Origin of the sequence: Paenibacillus mesotrionivorans (assembly GCF_046098205.1) — a bacterium.
Taxonomy (GTDB): Bacteria; Bacillota; Bacilli; order Paenibacillales; family NBRC-103111; genus Paenibacillus_AR; species Paenibacillus_AR mesotrionivorans.
The window spans coordinates 219270-235604 of the sequence record NZ_JBJURJ010000013.1 but is presented as its reverse complement, the minus strand read 5'-3'; the positions used below and the strand labels follow the sequence as shown (position 1 = coordinate 235604).

The 16335-nt window shown below is 57.4% G+C and carries 16 protein-coding genes and 1 pseudogene; 11 read left to right on the top strand and 6 right to left on the bottom strand.

Features of this window, described 5'->3' with window-relative positions:
- Nucleotides 1–183, bottom strand: a pseudogene (locus tag ACI1P1_RS20040) (IS110 family RNA-guided transposase); the annotation flags it as partial.
- Nucleotides 184–460: 277 nt separating this feature from the next.
- On the opposite strand from ACI1P1_RS20040, the gene ACI1P1_RS20035 reads away from it, so the two are divergent.
- Entirely contained in the window at nt 461–1093 is a 633-nt protein-coding gene (locus tag ACI1P1_RS20035; RefSeq protein WP_416218222.1) for a hypothetical protein, read from the top strand.
- 66 nt (nt 1094–1159) lie between these two features.
- On the opposite strand, the gene ACI1P1_RS20030 is transcribed toward ACI1P1_RS20035, so the two are convergent.
- From ACI1P1_RS20030 to ACI1P1_RS20020, 3 genes are read right to left on the bottom strand one after another with little or no spacing between them, the layout of a single operon-like run.
- Entirely contained in the window at nt 1160–1594 is a 435-nt protein-coding gene (locus ACI1P1_RS20030; protein WP_416218221.1) for a flavodoxin domain-containing protein, read from the bottom strand.
- Between the two features lie 5 nt (nt 1595–1599).
- A complete protein-coding gene (locus ACI1P1_RS20025; RefSeq protein ID WP_416218220.1) occupies nt 1600–1809 on the bottom strand; it encodes a hypothetical protein in 210 nt (69 codons plus the stop codon).
- A gap of 13 nt (nt 1810–1822) precedes the next feature.
- On the bottom strand, nt 1823–2392 hold the full coding sequence (locus ACI1P1_RS20020) for a TetR/AcrR family transcriptional regulator (protein ID WP_416218219.1): 570 nt from the start codon (nt 2390–2392) through the stop codon (nt 1823–1825).
- A gap of 174 nt (nt 2393–2566) precedes the next feature.
- On the opposite strand from ACI1P1_RS20020, the gene ACI1P1_RS20015 reads away from it, so the two are divergent.
- Both ACI1P1_RS20015 and ACI1P1_RS20010 read left to right on the top strand, forming a co-directional pair.
- Nucleotides 2567–3127 carry an RNA polymerase sigma factor gene (locus ACI1P1_RS20015; RefSeq protein WP_416218218.1) on the top strand — a complete coding sequence of 187 codons (561 nt, stop codon included), beginning with the start codon at nt 2567–2569 and terminating at the stop codon, nt 3125–3127.
- Nucleotides 3084–4727, top strand: coding sequence for a DUF4179 domain-containing protein (locus tag ACI1P1_RS20010; protein WP_416218217.1), 1644 nt, complete (start codon nt 3084–3086; stop codon nt 4725–4727). The genes ACI1P1_RS20015 and ACI1P1_RS20010 overlap by 44 nt, the downstream gene beginning before the upstream one ends.
- A 304-nt stretch (nt 4728–5031) precedes the next feature.
- Here ACI1P1_RS20010 and ACI1P1_RS20005 read toward each other — a convergent pair whose 3' ends face one another.
- Nucleotides 5032–6300 (bottom strand): MFS transporter, encoded by a 1269-nt coding sequence (locus tag ACI1P1_RS20005; protein WP_416218216.1) that lies wholly within the window; start codon nt 6298–6300, stop codon nt 5032–5034.
- A gap of 90 nt (nt 6301–6390) precedes the next feature.
- Nucleotides 6391–7635 (bottom strand): beta-ketoacyl-ACP synthase II, encoded by a 1245-nt coding sequence (fabF, locus tag ACI1P1_RS20000; protein ID WP_416218215.1) that lies wholly within the window; start codon nt 7633–7635, stop codon nt 6391–6393.
- A gap of 126 nt (nt 7636–7761) precedes the next feature.
- Here fabF and ACI1P1_RS19995 point away from each other — a divergent pair, with 126 nt between their 5' ends.
- The 8 genes from ACI1P1_RS19995 to ACI1P1_RS19960 all read left to right on the top strand — a co-directional run bounded on the left by ACI1P1_RS19995 (nt 7762) and on the right by ACI1P1_RS19960 (nt 16309).
- Entirely contained in the window at nt 7762–8601 is an 840-nt protein-coding gene (locus ACI1P1_RS19995) for a helix-turn-helix transcriptional regulator (protein ID WP_416218214.1), read from the top strand.
- Nucleotides 8602–8624: 23 nt separating this feature from the next.
- The gene (locus ACI1P1_RS19990) at nt 8625–9530 is read left to right on the top strand and encodes a S66 peptidase family protein (protein ID WP_416218213.1); all 906 of its coding nucleotides are present in this window, start codon (nt 8625–8627) and stop codon (nt 9528–9530) included.
- Between the two features lie 184 nt (nt 9531–9714).
- A complete protein-coding gene (locus tag ACI1P1_RS19985) occupies nt 9715–10710 on the top strand; it encodes a beta-ketoacyl-ACP synthase III (RefSeq protein ID WP_416218212.1) in 996 nt (331 codons plus the stop codon).
- Nucleotides 10700–11929 (top strand): ATP-grasp domain-containing protein, encoded by a 1230-nt coding sequence (locus ACI1P1_RS19980; RefSeq protein WP_416218211.1) that lies wholly within the window; start codon nt 10700–10702, stop codon nt 11927–11929. The genes ACI1P1_RS19985 and ACI1P1_RS19980 overlap by 11 nt, the downstream gene beginning before the upstream one ends.
- On the top strand, nt 11926–12942 hold the full coding sequence (locus ACI1P1_RS19975; RefSeq protein WP_416218210.1) for an NAD-dependent epimerase/dehydratase family protein: 1017 nt from the start codon (nt 11926–11928) through the stop codon (nt 12940–12942). Before ACI1P1_RS19980 ends, ACI1P1_RS19975 begins: the two co-directional genes overlap by 4 nt.
- A complete protein-coding gene (locus ACI1P1_RS19970) occupies nt 12929–13813 on the top strand; it encodes an MBL fold metallo-hydrolase (protein ID WP_416218209.1) in 885 nt (294 codons plus the stop codon). The genes ACI1P1_RS19975 and ACI1P1_RS19970 overlap by 14 nt, the downstream gene beginning before the upstream one ends.
- Nucleotides 13810–15180, top strand: coding sequence for a F390 synthetase-related protein (locus ACI1P1_RS19965; RefSeq protein WP_416218208.1), 1371 nt, complete (start codon nt 13810–13812; stop codon nt 15178–15180). The genes ACI1P1_RS19970 and ACI1P1_RS19965 overlap by 4 nt, the downstream gene beginning before the upstream one ends.
- On the top strand, nt 15155–16309 hold the full coding sequence (locus tag ACI1P1_RS19960; RefSeq protein WP_416218207.1) for a GNAT family N-acetyltransferase: 1155 nt from the start codon (nt 15155–15157) through the stop codon (nt 16307–16309). Before ACI1P1_RS19965 ends, ACI1P1_RS19960 begins: the two co-directional genes overlap by 26 nt.
- Nucleotides 16310–16335 lie beyond the last annotated feature (26 nt).

Below are 16335 nucleotides of genomic sequence, written 5' to 3'. Positions count from 1 at the left end.
CGCCTCATAACAAAAAGAAAGGGTTTCGACGGAGCCCAGAGCACGGATGAGTTTTCGTAACGCAGCAGGCGTATGCGGAATACTTCCATAATACCGGGGAGCTTCTTGGCCGACTTCAGCAATGGCGACGGCGATGGTATCTTTCGAGACATCCAAACCGATAAATTTTGTGGTAGAATGCATAGTAACAGCTCTCCTTTGCTATGTAGCTCTGAAATGGGTGGTGGTCACTTTCCATTTTAACCTACGACAGTAGCAATTTGGAGGGCTGCCCTTTGTTTACGTTCATCTTAGCTAGATTTAAGAAATGCCTCCACGTAGTCAAATAGCGCTGCTCAGATTCGTTAGGGATTCTTTCCAGCTTCAGGTTGTGGCCTCACGAAGCATTCATTTTCCCATTTTCCAATAATGGTATAAAATGTTGAAAGATCATTCATTTAAAGCCAAAGGAGAGTTCAAAATGAAGCTGAGAACGAGCGGTATCCTGACGTTGCTCATATTTGTGTTTTTAGGTTATACAGGAATGAATACGGGATCGCAGCAGGCTGAAGTGACCAAGCTTGGGGACCAGCAGGGAATTGAAATTGAAATTTTGCAAAATTTGCTGACCAAGGCTGAAGTCTTCGAAGCGGATGTGTTCAATGGCTCCGGTGCATTTGTGGAGGACAAAACCCAAACCATCCCGGGTGAACCGCAATATGCTCTTGTAACCGGGGAGAAGACAGATACGGGTTACGGCGACATCCGCTCCATTGCAGAGCTGAAGCAGGCCGTGGAGAAGGTGTATACGAAGGAAGCGGCAGAGGAGCTGTTTTACCGCAGATATTTGGCGGGAGGGGACGGAGGTTTGCCCCTATACAAGGATTATCAGGGACGACTGTATGTGAACACGCAAAACGGAGGCCACGGGTATAATACCCGGTTCCTCTATGATACGCTCAAGGTGAAAGGCCAACAGGGCACCAGGGCAACCCTCACCATCGATACTTTGGTTCTGGATGAGCCGTATGGCAGAATGCTGATTACCATCGAGAAGGGTAACGGTGAGTGGCGGATGGCCTCCGGGTTTGACGATTACGAGTTTGTCTACTGAGCTGCGGTACGTGCGAAGTAAGGAAAAAGACGCTTGGCACAAGAGGATTCTTGTGTTAGGCGTATTTTATTTTTGTTCGGCAGCGCTGACTGCTTTTACAAAAAAGGCCACGCTGTCCATTTGAACCCACTCCTGATTTTTGGGAGAGGTAAAGGGTGGTTTACCGCCAAAGGAAACCATACACACGGCCCGTTCCCGCAGGGGTTTGGGGATGCTGGTTTCGATGGTTTTCTGCAGGGTGCCGGGATAGGCATTGCACAGGTAAAAGGCGAGGTTCTTGGAAAGCAGCAGATTCATGTTCCTGCGCATGAAGCTTCTGACCGGACGGTACAGCTTGCCCATACGGATGCCAGAGCCTAGAATAAGCGTATCAAATGGCCCCAAGTCCGGAAGATCCTTGGTCATGTCGCAGATGGAGCAATCCTCCAGCCGCGACCACAGCAGCTCGGCGCATTCCCTGCTGGCGCCGGACTTGGAGGCATACAGGATTAAGGCTCGCATTCGGATCACCCCTCTTTTTTCAGGCGGAATAACAGCCGGATAACCAGGAAAAGCGTGATGAACGAAAAGACTACCGAAGCGATGCCCGAGTTGACATGGAAATTGAGAGAACCCGGATCTGTAATGTCGTTTGCCTTGATCCAGAGTCCGCATATCATGGTGTTCAGCATAAGCAGGCCGGTGGCGATGGAGCTGATTAATGCGGCAGCCTTCATATGATCCCCTCCACTATTGGTTAACTAAATTGTCAATCAGCAGATCGATGAACCGGTTGCGCTCTTCCGGGATGGTCAATTGGATGCCGCTGTACAGGTGGAAGGCGTTTGGATGGAGCGCGGTGATTTGAATGGGGTACAGGATTTGCAGGGCGATAATCCGCAGCTGCATGTCGTTTTTTTGATGCTGGAAGATATCCCGGAGCAAGGGGATCAATAAAAGAGGGGCCTGCATATTGCCGGTGGCCAACTCATGGGCCAGAACAAATCGAATGAGCTTTTCATTGCGGCTTCCGAATGTATACAGCTCCTTCAAGAGCTCCTTCAGCCTGGCGGAAGGCTCCAGTCCGGAAAATGCAGCCGGGTCGTTCATGGCAAAGATGGTTTGTGACATAATATCCCCAATGGCGATACGAAGCAGGTTATCTCTGCTTTTAAAATGATAGTTGATTAGGCCGATGCCCACTCCTGCCCGTTCGGCAATCTGCCGTATGGTGATCTTATCGAGATCTGCGGCTTCATCCAATAGGATCTTGGCCGTATCAAGAATGGATTGCCGCGAATCCTGGTCCGTTGGACTCATCGGTACACCTCTCTTCTGGTACTGAACATGATTTGAACATGTTCAGTTTATATCGTCCCGCTAATCCTGTCAAGGGTGCAGGAAAAGAGGCGGAGTTTTTTTGTTCCTTAAGAGTGAACCTTTTGGCGCACCGGATTGTTTAGTAAGCAGCCGGTTGGAAGGAGGGTCAAGCGCTTGACCGAAAAGGAGTTATTCGAAACCTACAAAAAAGATGTGTACAAGACCTGCCTGTATATGCTTCAGCAGCGGGCGGATGCGGAGGATGTTTGTCAGGATGTGTTTATGACCGTGTTCCGGCATGATTGGAGGCAGGTGGAGTATCTCAAAACCTGGCTGCTCCGGGTGGCTGTGAATCATTGTCTCAATCACTTGAAGAAAAACAGCCGGTTCCGCACGGATGGACAGCTTCTGCTGTTCCAGCGGAGGCCGGAAACGGCCAAGGCCGCCGAAGTGGTTGCCGAGGAGCGGGAGTCCGCTACGGAAACTGTGAAGCTTGTGGGACAGCTGCCCGCCAAGATCCGCGCTGCCGTATCGCTGCGGTATCTGCACGAATGCAGCTTGAGCGAAATTGCCGCTATTCTGTCCATTCCCGAAGGGACAGTGAAATCCCGGCTGAACAAGGGACTGAAGCTGCTGCGTCCCATGATGGAGGCCAGAGGCATGACCATGGAAAAGGAAGGAGCCGAACCGTATGAACAAGATGGAGGCCAAGCTTACTCATTTACTGAAAGATGAACCGGCAGAGTATCCCGATTTTGATGCGATGTGGAACCGGCTGGAAAGCCGGCTGCCGAAGACGGGAACACCGCTTATTCCTATACCTGCAAGCAAAAAGAGACCACCCCTGCGGAAAGCGGCGGCCATTGGCGCTCTGACAGCATTGCTGGCTGCTGCTCCTGTTGTGGCGGCTGTCGCCAATCATTGGGATACCCTCCTGTCGAACAAGGAAGGGGTACGCTCCGCTCTGGAGCAGGGACTGGGGCAGTCCATCGGGCAATCGTTGACGCGGGAGAATGTGACCATCACCGTGGATACGGCGGTTGTGGATGAAAACCGGACAGGGATTTTGTTCAGCTTGAACACCCGAGACAAAACGCCGGAGGAGGGTTACTTTTTCAATATTGAGGATGTGGAGCTGAAGGATGCGGCCGGCCAGCCTGTGGAAGGCTGGAAGCAGCTGAATTGGGACCCGGCGGCCAAGCTCTGGCGGGGTTACTTCGAAACGGAATGGGTTCCGTCCGGCACTTCGTCCAACGCTATGCTGACCTTTAGCGATGTGAAGGCCATCTCTCCGGTGGAGCATGGGCTGGCCCTTCGTCCTCTGGAAGAGAAGGAGCAAACCTTTGATATCCGCCAGGATGGAATCATACAGCTGACGGTTAAGCCGTTTACGCAGGGTGACAAGATGATGCTGAACTCTACAGTTGTGTTCGATCAGCCAGAGGCACAAAAGTGGTATGAACCCCGTATTGGCGTGTTCCTCGGGGAGACGCAGCTGAGCCAGTCCGGAGCGGGAGTTTCCGGGAAGCCGGATGAAAACGGCAGCTATACTGCGCAGCAGTCCTTTTTGCGGAGTGATTTGCAGCAGGATGAGGTTTCGTACAAGCTCCTTTATGAAAAGGAAGTAAAGCGGGTTGATGCCGATTGGGCCTTCAATCTAAAGCTGGACAAACATCTGATGGAAAGTGGTACGGTTAAGCGTCAGCTGGACATTCCTCTGGAGAATAAGGGCGTGAAGATGACGCTGACCGAGATGATCCGGACACCGACCCAGATTAGAATCAAAGCCAGCAATGAGCGTTATTCCCGGTTCCCCTTTCGGGCATATTCACTGGAGGTGGACGGGGTTGTATTGAGCGGAGGGAGTGTCGATTCCTATACAAACCCGGAGGAGACGGTGTTTCGGTTTGAAATTCCGTCCGGCGTCCAGATAAAGGAGGAATCCGCGATCACCTTTGTGGCCATGCACGAAAGAATGGAGCGTACGGATGCCAAAGCGCCAATCCCCCTCCGGGAGATCAGTGATGAGAAAAAGAGCATCATGACGGAAGTGGGCGGTTATTCTGTGCATTGGACGTACTACCTGAATGATGGCGATCTGTATGTGCAAAGCGAAAGCGCCGACCGCGGCTTCGGCGGCGTCAATCAGACCTATATGCACCACGGCGAAACCAGGGCCGTTGGCAAAAAAATTACCTATGGTTTTGGAGGAGACGGCAACAATCAGGCTACGGATGTGTACCCGGGTTTTGCCGGGAAGGATGCGGATATTTATATTTTCTGGTATTACACGGAGGATAAGGACAAGGAGCTGCGGACTGTACTAACGCCTTGAGGAGCGGGGTTCAGGGCCGTGAGCGGCAGGTAAAAAGGAAGCTGTCCCCAAGGTGGTGAAGACCACGGAGGACAGCTTCTTTTGCTGGTGTAACGGACCGAGCGGCCGTTATTTCGCACAGATTCATCGATAATTGGATGATGCGGACACAGGGGACGTTATTTGGTCATATGCAGCCGGTTTGGTCAGCTTTTAGGCTAAATAACGTCTGCTGAGTCCGCGAAAACTGCAAAATGCTGAAAAACCGGGAAATAACGGCTCTACGGTCCGGATGCGGACCCGCGGTTGATTTTGCCCCGGCTGCCTACATCCTGCGGATGGGGGAACAAAGGGCGATGAGAACCTCCACCAGCTTGGCGCCCGCGGCCAAAGCGAAGACGGCTGCCGGGCCGTACCGGGCGGAGAGGAAAGCGCCGGCCATAGCCCCCAGGGGCATCGCCAGCCGGGTGAACATCCGGGAGAAGCCCAGCACCCGTCCCAGCATATCGGAGGGCACGGTTTCCTGGCGCAGGGATTGCACTAGTGTATTCCACCCGATATTGCACAGGGAGACAATGCCGAAGGCAATACCGGGCATCAGCCAATAGCGGCTCCAGATGATGAGGGTGAATCCCAGCATCCCCACAGTAAGGAGCACCGGGATCAGCACCCCGCGGCGGAAACGCTTCTCCAGCGGCACCACCGCAAGCGTGCCCAGCAGACCGCCTGCGCCCAGAAGAGCGTAGTTCAAACTGCTTTGTTGGGAGGTGAGCCCGAGGGCATCCAACTGGTAATACATCAATACCCCAAAAGCCGCGCTGTATCCGAAATTGCCCACCATCGCCTGCAGGGACAGACTGATGTTCAGGCGGTTGGTTACCAGCCAATGGAGCCCTTCCTTCATCCCCTGCAGCACTTTCCTGAAGGAGGCGGCCGCCACGGCGGTACCCATGGAGGGCAGCTTCAGCAGGGTGAGGAAGGTGGCACTGAAGGTCAGCGCATCGATCCAGAGCGCATTGTAGCCGCCGAATGCCGCAATGGCAAGGCCGGCCAGGATAGGCCCGATTAATTCGCTGAACTGGGAAGCCAGCTTCTCGGCGGCGTTGGCCCGGGTCAGAGATTCCTTGCCCGGAACCAGATGGGGCACCGCCGCCACAAAAGCCACGTCAAAAAGCAGGTTCAGAATTGCCAGGCAGAAGGAAACGGCAAACAGATGCCCGATCTGCAGAACACCCGCCAGATGCAAAGCCGGGATCAGGGCGACAAGAGCCGCCCGTGCCAAATCTGTTGCCAGCATCAGCTTTTTCCGGGGAAGATGGTCCACCAGCACGCCGATGATAGGCCCGAACAGGACAATGGGCAGCACGCTGACGGCATACACGGAGCTCATAACCAGCGCGGACCGGGTAAGCTCATAGGAGATCCACGGAATTGCCAGCGTATACAGCGAATCTCCGATCCTGGAGATAAACAGCCCCAACAGGAACGAGAGGTACTGGCCGGGCAGCCGGAAAAAAGCCGGGACACGCCGCGGCGCCCGGAGGGTGGTTTGTTCAGTTGTATTTACATGCAGCATAAAGAAACTAGGATTCACTCTCCTTTGGTGTGAAATGGGGGCGTCCGGTGTTGCGGTCCGTCCAGGGAGCTGGGACGCGGGTCAGACTCTCTGTCAAGGTCAATGGAGTTATTTTACATCATCGTACGCCTTTAGCACAATAGCCGAATTATGGCCGCCGAAGCCGAAGGAGTTGGACAGCCCGTACCGGAGCCGGGCGGGCCTGGCCTGATGGGGGACATAATCCAGATCGCATAACGGATCAGGGGTATCCAGGTTAATGGTGGGTGGGATCAGATCCGTCTGCAGCGCTTTGACCAGAGCGATGGCCTCGGCGGCGCCGGACGCTCCCAGCATGTGGCCGGTCATGGACTTGTTGGCGGTGACAGGAATGCGGTATGCCTCGGCACCGAAAATGCGCTTGATGGCGGCGGTCTCCGAACGGTCGCCGATGACGGTGCTGGTGGCGTGGGCGCTAATCACATCGATATCCGCCGGCGCAAGCCCCGCGTCCTCCAGAGCCAGGCGCATGGCCCGGGCCGCGCCGTTGCCGTCCTCCGGCGTCGCTACCATGTGGTACGCGTCCGAGCTGGCTCCGTATCCCACCACCTCAGCCAGAATGTGGGCTCCCCGGCGCAAGGCGTGGGAGAGGGATTCCAGCACCAGAATGCCTGCACCTTCAGCCATCACAAACCCGTCCCGCTCCGTGTCGAAGGGCCGGCTGGCCTTTTGCGGCTCGCCGTTTCGTGTGGATAGTGCCGTTGCATTGGAGAAGCTGGCCAAGGAGATATCCGTCAGCGCCGCCTCCGAACCCCCTGCGAGAATCACGTCCGCCCGGCCCGATTGGATACGGTGAAACGCTTCGCCGATGGCGGTATTGCCGATGGAGCAGGCGGTAACCGGGGCCATGGAGGGACCTAAGGCGCCATATTTGATGCTGATCATAGCAGCAGCCATATTGGCAATCATCATAGGCACCAGAGTAGGGCTTACCCGCTCCGGCCCGCGGTCGGCAAGCACTCCGCTTTGGGTCATCAGGGTCTGGATGCCGCCGATTCCGGAGCCCACATACACGCCCATCCGCTCATGGTCGACGCTCCCCTCCTGGAAGCCTGCTTGGGTGAAGGCTTGCTCTGCCGCTGCCAGGGCGTACTGGCAGAACCGGTCCATCCGCCGGGCTTCTTTTGCCCCGAACAACAGATTGGCATCGAATTCCTTCACCTCCCCGGCAATTCGGACCTTATGCCTGTCAGCGTCGAAGCTGCTGATAAGGCCGATGCCGGACTCCCCCCGTATAAGCTTGGACCAGAACGTCTCCACATCATTGCCTAACGGTGAAATGACTCCCATCCCGGTTATGACTACTCTTTCCATAGCGTATCCAGCCTCCTGATCATTGTAAGTTTCTTCGGATAGGCTTATAATGTCACTGGATATATCCTATTACAAGACAGCGTTTATCCTGGTATAAATACTACTATTCTCATAAGGGGGATGCAGATGACTTCCCAGATCCGGCTGCAGGCATTATCTGTTTTCCTCAAAAACCAGCGGGCGAAGCTTAACCCGGAAGCGCTGGGTTTTCCGGCAGGCACACGAAGAAGAACCCCCGGCCTGCGCCGGGAGGAGGTTGCCCAGCTGGCCGGTGTCAGCACCACCTGGTACACCTGGCTGGAGCAGGGCAGGGATGTGAAGGCCTCTGCATCCGTATTGGACTGTATTGCTACCGCTCTGCAGATGAATGCCGACGAACGGAGGTATCTTCATTCCTTGGCCTTCGACAGCAGCAGCGAGCCGGTCCCGCCCCGGCAGGAGCCTGTCCAGCTGAGCCCCTCCCTGCAGAAAATCATCACGGAGCTGGCCTATTGTCCAGTTATTGTATCCGACCGCATGTGCAATATTGTGGGCTGGAACCCGGCGGCTGCTTATGTGTTCCTGGACTTCGCGCAGATTCCACCGGAGGAGCGGAATATGATCCGCCTTTTGTTTACGCGGAAGGAATTCCGGCGGCTGGCGGTGAATTGGGAGCAGTTCTCCAGCAGCTTCCTCTCCATGTTCCGTTCCTATTACGGCGAATATGTGGGAGACGGGTGGTACGAGGATTTTTTGGAGGAGATGATGGGGGAGCATCCGGATTTTAAAGCCATGTGGGAAAACAGCCAGGTCAGCTATGCGCCGGAGGTGCATCTGGAGTTCCGCCATGCCCGGGCCGGGAGGATGGTCTACGAGCTTACCTCGTTGAAGGTATATGGCCCGGACGACCTGCGGTGCAACGTCTACACCCCGGCGCCAGACACCAACACCGAAGCCAAGCTGCGGCAGCTGATGGAAACGGAGTAAAACCTCGAACGGAGGGAAAAGGAATGTTGGCAGGCAAAATACCGACGAAACTAAACAAGGGAGATACCATTGGCATCATCTCCCCAAGCCATATCGCTGATGCAAACCGGTATGCAGGGCTTATTGCCGTTATTGAAGGCTGCGGCTTCCGGGTCAAAGCCGGGCGGAATTTGTATAAAAACACGTACGGGTATGCCGCCTCCGAGCAGGAGCGGGCTGATGATCTGAACGCGATGGTAGTTGACGATGCGGTCAGGATGTTGTTTTTCGGAGGAGGATATGGCGGTTTGGAGCTGATCCCGCTGATCGACTATGAAGCAATCCGGCGGAACCCCAAGCTGTTCCTGAGCTACAGCGACGGCACCTCCATCTTGAATGCCATCTATGCCCGCACCGGCGTTCTGACCTATTACGGCCAGGCTCCCGGCTCATTCGAACGTATCCGGCCCTATGGTCTCAGCCAATTCATGAGCCATTTGGTGGAGGGAAATCCCGGGGATCTGGTTAAGAACAGCAAGTGGATATCGCTTTATGATGGAGTAAGTGAAGGGATTCTTATGGGCGGATATCTTCTGAATGTGGCGCTTATGGCCAACACCGGAATCAGCGGAGCGGAGGCCGACGGGAAGGTGGTGCTGTTTTTGGAGGACCACGAAAAATTCAGCAATATGCCTTGTGTCAGTATGCTCTTGTCCCATCTGGAGCAGAGCCCGCTGATAGGCCGCATTTCCGGGCTGCTGTTCGGGCATTATTCCGAGAACGAAAACCCTCAGTTGCTGAATCGATTAAGTCGCTTCGGCGAGAAGCATAAGATCCCTGTAGCCTATTGCGACGACTTTGGGCATGGGGCCAATCAGGCGGTGCTGCCTATCGGCTGCCGGGCTGTTTTGGATACAAGGGAAAACAGGCTGAACTTCCATTATTCATAAAATGAGGTTATGCTTCGAACCCTGGCGGGCGTTCCCGCCGGGGTTTTTGCTGCTGCGGAACCGGTCCGAAAAAAGGGTTCTGCTGGAAAGTGTCGAATTAGTGACCCATAGTGCAGGAGCAATTGGCGCTGGCAGAGGTTGAACCGAAGACAACGTTGGTGAAAACGGAAAGCGGGGGCTGACTATGCAGACGCGGCATGTTCGCATTATGGGAACCGGCCAATATTTGCCGGAACGGATCGTAACGGATGAAGAGATGGATCACCGCCTGGGAACGCCGAAGGGCTGGGTCCGCAAAATGACGGAGGTCACGGCCCGCCATTTCGCAGGTGCTCACGAAACTTCGTCTTATATGGGGGCAAAAGCGGCGGATGCGGCGTTAGTGGATGCGGGGCTCCGCTTCCAGGATATCGACTGCCTGGTGTGCACGAGCGGCACCAAGGAGCAGGCGCTGCCCAGTACGGCGGTATTGATCCAACGGGCGTTGGGACAGGAGATGTCCGGCGTGCCCGCCTTTGATATAGATGCTACCTGTCTTAGCTTCCTGACGGGACTGGACCTGATGTCTTACCTGGTGGAGGCGGGGCGGTACCGGCATGTGCTGCTGGTGTCCTCGGAGGTTGCTTCCGCGGGTTTGAATTGGAAGGAAAAGGAGAGCGCCGCCCTGTTCGGGGACGGAGCGGCTGCGGTTGTGATCGGACCGTCGGACGGGACCTCCCGGATCGTTGGGGCGTCCATGCGCACCTACAGCAAAGGAGCGGCCCTGTCCGAAATCCGCGGAGGCGGCACCCGCATCCATCCCCGGGAACATAGTGAGGCTACGGAGGAGGACTTCCTGTTCCATATGAACGGGCAGGCCATCTTCCGAATGGCCTCCCAGCTCCTGCCGGATTTTGTGGGAGAGCTTCTGGTGCAATCGGACATGCGGATGACGGATTTCCAGGCGGTGATTCCCCATCAGGGAAGTGCCATGGCCCTTCGGCTGATGCAAAAAAAGCTGGGCATCTCCGGCGGACAGATGGTGAATATTACGCCGGACCACGGCAATACCATCGCCGCCTCCATCCCGATGGCGCTTCATGAGGCCATCCGCCAAGGGAGGATCACACGGGGGGGCCAAGTGCTGCTATTGGGTACGGCCGCGGGGCTTTCCCTCGGAGGGATGACCCTTGTTTATTGAACCTGTTTCCGGTAACGGGCGGCGTACCGTGCTGCTCACAGGCGGCCGGGCGCCGTGTACCTTGGAGCTGGCCAGAGCCTTCCACACCGTCGGACACCGGGTGCTGGTTGCCGAGAGCGCCCGCCGCCACCTGTGCCGCGTATCCCGGGCAGTGGAGCGGAGCTTCGTGGTGCCGCCGCCCAACGGGGACACCGCTGCTTTTTTGGCGGAGCTGGAAGCAATTGTGGTGCAGGAGGGTGTGGATGTGCTGATTCCCACCTGCGAGGAGATTTTTTTTGTCTCCAAGGGTTTGGAGCAATTAAAGCCACATTGCACCGTTTGGGCGGCGCCCATCGGGGAGCTGGACAGGCTGCACAATAAGTGGCGGTTTGCTCAGCTTGCCCTGGGTTTGGGTTTAAGGGTGCCGGAAACCACCCTTGTGACAAACCGGGAGGAATGGCTGGCGTTGGCGGAGGAGCAATGGCTGGAGGAAAGCCTGGTGCTGAAGCCTGCTTATTCCCGGTTTGCCTCCAAGGTTTTGTTCCTGGACAAAAGCGCTTCTACTGAACAGCGGAGGCGGGTTTTGGCGCAGACGCTGCCGCCCTTATCTCCGGAAGCTCCATGGGTAGCCCAGCGGCGGATTGAAGGGCGGCATTTGGCCACCTACAGCATCGCCTACAACGGGCATCTGCTTCTCCACGGAGCCTATCCGTGCCGCTACCGCCTGGGACAAGGAGCGTCGGTTTATTTTGCGCCGGTCCGCCATGAACGGTCCAAGGAATGGGTGCGGCAGCTGGTGCAGGCTACTGGGTTCACAGGGCAGATCGCCTTTGACTTTATTGAAGAGGACAACGGGGGGGTATATGCGCTGGAATGCAATCCCCGTGCCACCAGCGGCATCCATCTGTTCAACGGGAACGCAGGGCTGGTGGAAGCTTTTCTCCAGCCGGAGGCGCTGTATGACGCAGGATTAGTGGTGGAGCCTACGGATTCATCCGGCACCATGCTCACTTTCCCGATGCTGGCCGCAGGGTTAAGCGGCATTCGCAGCCTCCCGCAGCTGCGCGACTGGCTCAGAGCTGTGCATACCGGCCGGGATGCGGTGTTCCACCGGAGGGATATGGGACCGGGGCTGGAGCAGCTGCGGGTAGTGGCGGATGCGTGGAGAACGGCAAGGAGCCGGGGGATTTCCCTGACAGAAGCAACGACTATTGATCTAGAATGGAATGGTGAGCCATGACCAAGGCTTTGGTAACCGGAGCCACCGGTTTTTTGGGACGGCATGTTTGTTTGAGGCTGCAGGCAATGGGCTGGGAGGTGGCCGGGATGGGGCGGAACCGCTGGGCCGGGTCGGAGCTGGAGGCGTTGGGCATCCGGTTTATCCATGCGGACCTGCGCGACCGGGAACAGGCGGAGCTTGCCTGTTGGGGCCAAGATGCGGTGTTCCACTGCGGGGCGTTGTCCTCGCCTTGGGGGCCGTACCGGGACTTCCAGGCCGTCAATGTGGATGGCACCGCTCATATAACGGCAGGATGCCTGAAGCATGGGGTGGGACGTCTGGTTCATATCTCTACGCCGAGCATTTATTTTAATGGGCATGAGGAACGACTGGGGGTCAAGGAGGACGCGGCGCTTCCGTCTAAGCCGGTGAACGCCTATGCGGCGACCAAGCTGAAGGCGGAGCAGGTGGTGCGGCAGGCCTTCCGGGAGGGGCTAGCGGGATTGATTTTGCGGCCCCGGGCCATCTTCGGTCCCGGTGACACAGCCCTTTTGCCCCGGCTGATGCGGGCCAACGATACCTCAGGCATTCCACTTTTCCGGAATGGGCAGGTGCTGCTCGATCTCACCTATGTGGATAATGTGGTGGATGCCATGCTGCTGGGCTGGCAGGCGCCGGAGGAGGCGTTGGGGCAGGCCTACAACATCACTAATGGTGAACCGGCCCTGCTCAAGGATGTGCTGATGGAGCTGTTTACTATGCTGGGGATGCCCTTGCGCACGAAGAAGCTGCCGTACCCGGTGGCGTATGGGGCGGCGGCGCTGCTGGAATGGAGCCATACGCTTCTGCCCGTGCTGGGCGAGCCCACCTTCACCCGGTATTCGGTGAGTGTACTGGCTCAAAGTCAAACGCTGGATATTTCTCGGGCTCATAAATTGCTGGGGTATACACCGCAGGTGAGCCTTCATGAGGGGCTGCGCCGTTTTGCGGAATGGTGGATAGAAACGGAGGGGAGCAGGAATGAGCACAGATAATGCGGCGGGCTGCGCCCCGCTTCTGGATGGACCGCTTGTGGAGCTGACGCTGTTTGCGGCAGGGTACTGCCGTCACCCGGAGTTTTTCACCATACGGGGCGGGTCCTGGAGGCCGGTTCCATTCCCGGCAGGCTTTGCGCTGATCCGTCATCCGCAGCATGGCTATATCCTCTTCGACACCGGGTATTCCCGGCGTTTTGTGGAGGAGACCCGGCGTTTACCGCAGCTTTTGTACCGGATGATCACTCCAGTGGTATTCCGGGAGGAGGACGGTGCGGTAAGCCAGCTGGGCCGCAAGGGCATCCAAGCGGAGGAGATCGGGACTGTGGTGCTGTCCCATTTTCATGCGGATCATACGGCGGGACTGCGGGATTTCCCCCGGGCCCGGTTCATATACAAGCGGGAGGCCTATGCTGCCGTCAACAAACTAAGCCCCTTCGCTGCAGTGAAGGCCGGTTATCTGTCCGGGTTATTGCCGGAGGACTTCGGGGAACGGTCGGCTTTTATGGAGGATGTGAGCCCGTATCCGCTGCCCGGTTCATTCCCCTTCGAACACGGGTACGATCTGTTGGGCGACGGAAGCCTGGTGGCCGTTGATCTGCCCGGACATGCGGCAGGGCAAACAGGGCTGCTGCTGCGGACGGCGGAAGGGGAGGTTTTCCTCTGTGCGGATGCCGTGTGGTCCAGCCGGGCTTTCCGGGAGGACCGCAAGCCCCACCCGGCAGCGCGGATCATTATGGCGGATGCCGGGGAATACGGGCAGTCCTTCCGCAGGCTCATCCGGCTGCACCGGGAATACCCGCAGCTGCTGATTATCCCCAGCCATTGCGGGGAGGCGCTGGGCTGGACCGGAGAGGAGCGTAGGCCATGAGGGGCGCAGGCGGGTTGGGCGTCAGAGGACTTGCTCTTTTTCTCACCCATTATGTAAGGACGAAGTACAGGCGGCAATGGTCCGGTCGTGAAGCCTTGGAGCGCTGGCAGGAGCGGCAGGTTCAGAAAAGGCTCCGGTTTGTCCGCAAACACTCCCCCTTTTACCGGGAGCTCTGGGGCGGCAGGCCCTTGACGGAATGGCGAGAGTTTCCCGTCATTGACAAGGCGGTGATGATGGAGCACTTCGACCGGTTGAACACGGCGCGCATCCGCAAGAAGGAAGCCATGGAGCTGGCGCTGGAGGCGGAGCGGACCCGTAATTTTACCCCGCAGCTGGGCGGCATTACCGTGGGGTTATCCTCCGGCACTTCGGGCAGCCGGGGGCTGTTTCTGGTCAGCTCGGACGAGCAGGCGGCCTGGGCGGGTATGATGCTGGCGAAGGTGCTGCCGGGACCCTTATGGCAGCGGGAAAAAATCGCCTTTTTCCTGCGGGCCAACAGCAATCTCTATGCATCCGTGGGCAGTGGCCGGCTGCAATTCGAATATTTCGATTTGCTGGAGGACACGCAGAAGCATGTGGAGCGGCTGAACCGGTACCAGGCGAGCATCTGGGCGGCCCCGCCCTCTGTGCTCCGGCAGCTTGCCGAGCAAAAGCGCATAGGACGCTTAACCGCCGTTCCCCGGCGTATGGTGTCGGTAGCCGAGGTGCTGGACCCGGTGGACGCAGAGGTGATTCGGGACACCTTCGGCCTGCCGATCCATCAGGTGTATCAATGTACGGAAGGGTTTCTGGCCAGCACCTGCTCCCACGGAACGCTGCATCTCAACGAGGACATTGTCCATATCGGGAAGGAAGCCGTGCCGGATGACCCCGGCGGACGCAGATTTGTCCCCATCATTACGGATTTCTCCCGGACCACCCAGCCCATTATCCGCTACCGGCTGAATGATGTGCTGACGGAGGCGGAGCAGCCCTGTCCTTGCGGCTCCCCTTTTACCGCCATTGAACGGATTGAAGGACGCTGCGACGACATCTTCTATATAGAGCGGACGGAGGACGGCAAACTGAAGCCCGTTTATCCCGATTTTATCACCCGCGCTGTGCTGGCCGCCTCTTCGGCGATCCGGGAATACCGGGTGATCCAGCAGGTGGAGGAGACGCTTACGGTGGAGCTGCTGCTGCAGGACGGCGCCTCGCAGGCGGAGGTTGAACGACAGGTGACCGCTTCGGTGGAGGCGTTGATGCTTAGGCTGGGCTGCCGTATGCCGGACCTGATTTTTACCGGATACACCCATCCCGAAGGAGCCCGGAAGCTGAGGCGGGTGGAGAGGAGGTGGGCCATTGAGCGGACGCGTCTTCCTTTATAACCGTGAGAAGCTGCATCAAGTGGAGTGGCCGGACACGGAGGACGGCCGGTATGCCAGAGCTTATCTGGAGCCGCTGATGGTGCAGGGGGCAAGCGGGTTTATCCCCAATGCGGAAACGGAGCTTCTGCTGGCCCGGCTGGATGATCTGGTGCTTCCGGTGACGGTGAATTATGCGGAATACGGCAATTCCTATGTGTGCTCCCCCTACACTCATTATGTGCGTTATGCCAAGCAGGAGCTGTCCCTTCTCCAATCCCCCCTGCTGGAAAAAGGTCTGACGCTCCTGCTGGATGGATTGGGCGGGCTGATGATGCGTTCGCACATCAACCGGGTGGTGCATATCAACAACTGGCTGCTGTCCACCAATCTGTTTCCCCGTATGTCCGGCGAGCAGGCGGCAGCGGTGCTGCAGGCGGTACGGGAGCAGTTCCCGGAGCATACAGTGATTATGCGGTCCTTGAGCCCGGCCCTGCACAAGGAGCTGCTGGAGGCGCTGCGCACGGAGGGCTGCAAGCTGGTGCCCAGCAGGCAGATTTATTTGTTCCAGGCCGGTGGCCCGGACTTCGGGAATGCCAAGGCCCGCTGGTTATTGAAGCGGGATGGGGAGCTAATGGCCAAAACCGGCTACAGCTTTGTGCCCGGAGAGGCGATTACGGAGGCGGACTACCCCCGGATTGCGGAACTGTACAAGCTGCTGTATTTGGATAAATATTCCTACGATAATCCACAATTTACGGAGGCGTTTATTGCTTTGGCCCACCGGACAGGCGCTTTGACCCTCTACGGCCTGCGGAAGGATGGGCGTCTGGATGCGGTGATGGGGTATTTTTGCCGGAACGGGGTGATGACAACGCCGCTGTTCGGCTATGATACCGTGCTGCCCCAATCGGTTGGCCTGTACCGGATGTTATCCGCATGCCTGATCCGGCAGGCCCGGGAGGCCGGTGTGCTGCTTCACGAAAGCGCGGGCGCCGCCCAGTTTAAGCGGAACCGTGGCGCGGTGGCGGATTTCGAATATTCCGCTGTGTTCGACCGGCATCTGCCGCCGGGCAGGCGTTGGTGCTGGACGCTGCTGGAGCAGCTGCTGAACCGGGTGGGCGTTCCGTTGATGAGGAAGCTGAAGCTATAATCTCTCAATAAAAGAAAGGGGAGTGT

Bases quoted from the DNA above. Each gene is read 5' to 3' on its own strand.
- ACI1P1_RS20035 (WP_416218222.1), top strand. From the start codon at position 461: ATGAAGCTGAGAACGAGCGGTATCCTGACGTTGCTCATATTTGTGTTT.
- ACI1P1_RS20025 (WP_416218220.1), bottom strand. From the start codon at position 1,809: ATGAAGGCTGCCGCATTAATCAGCTCCATCGCCACCGGCCTGCTTATG.
- ACI1P1_RS20030 (WP_416218221.1), bottom strand. From the start codon at position 1,594: ATGCGAGCCTTAATCCTGTATGCCTCCAAGTCCGGCGCCAGCAGGGAA.
- ACI1P1_RS19970 (WP_416218209.1), top strand. From the start codon at position 12,929: ATGAGCACAGATAATGCGGCGGGCTGCGCCCCGCTTCTGGATGGACCG.
- ACI1P1_RS19995 (WP_416218214.1), top strand. From the start codon at position 7,762: ATGACTTCCCAGATCCGGCTGCAGGCATTATCTGTTTTCCTCAAAAAC.
- ACI1P1_RS19975 (WP_416218210.1), top strand. From the start codon at position 11,926: ATGACCAAGGCTTTGGTAACCGGAGCCACCGGTTTTTTGGGACGGCAT.
- fabF (WP_416218215.1), bottom strand. From the start codon at position 7,635: ATGGAAAGAGTAGTCATAACCGGGATGGGAGTCATTTCACCGTTAGGC.
- ACI1P1_RS20020 (WP_416218219.1), bottom strand. From the start codon at position 2,392: ATGAGTCCAACGGACCAGGATTCGCGGCAATCCATTCTTGATACGGCC.
- ACI1P1_RS19990 (WP_416218213.1), top strand. From the start codon at position 8,625: ATGTTGGCAGGCAAAATACCGACGAAACTAAACAAGGGAGATACCATT.
- ACI1P1_RS19965 (WP_416218208.1), top strand. From the start codon at position 13,810: ATGAGGGGCGCAGGCGGGTTGGGCGTCAGAGGACTTGCTCTTTTTCTC.
- ACI1P1_RS19985 (WP_416218212.1), top strand. From the start codon at position 9,715: ATGCAGACGCGGCATGTTCGCATTATGGGAACCGGCCAATATTTGCCG.
- ACI1P1_RS20010 (WP_416218217.1), top strand. From the start codon at position 3,084: ATGAACAAGATGGAGGCCAAGCTTACTCATTTACTGAAAGATGAACCG.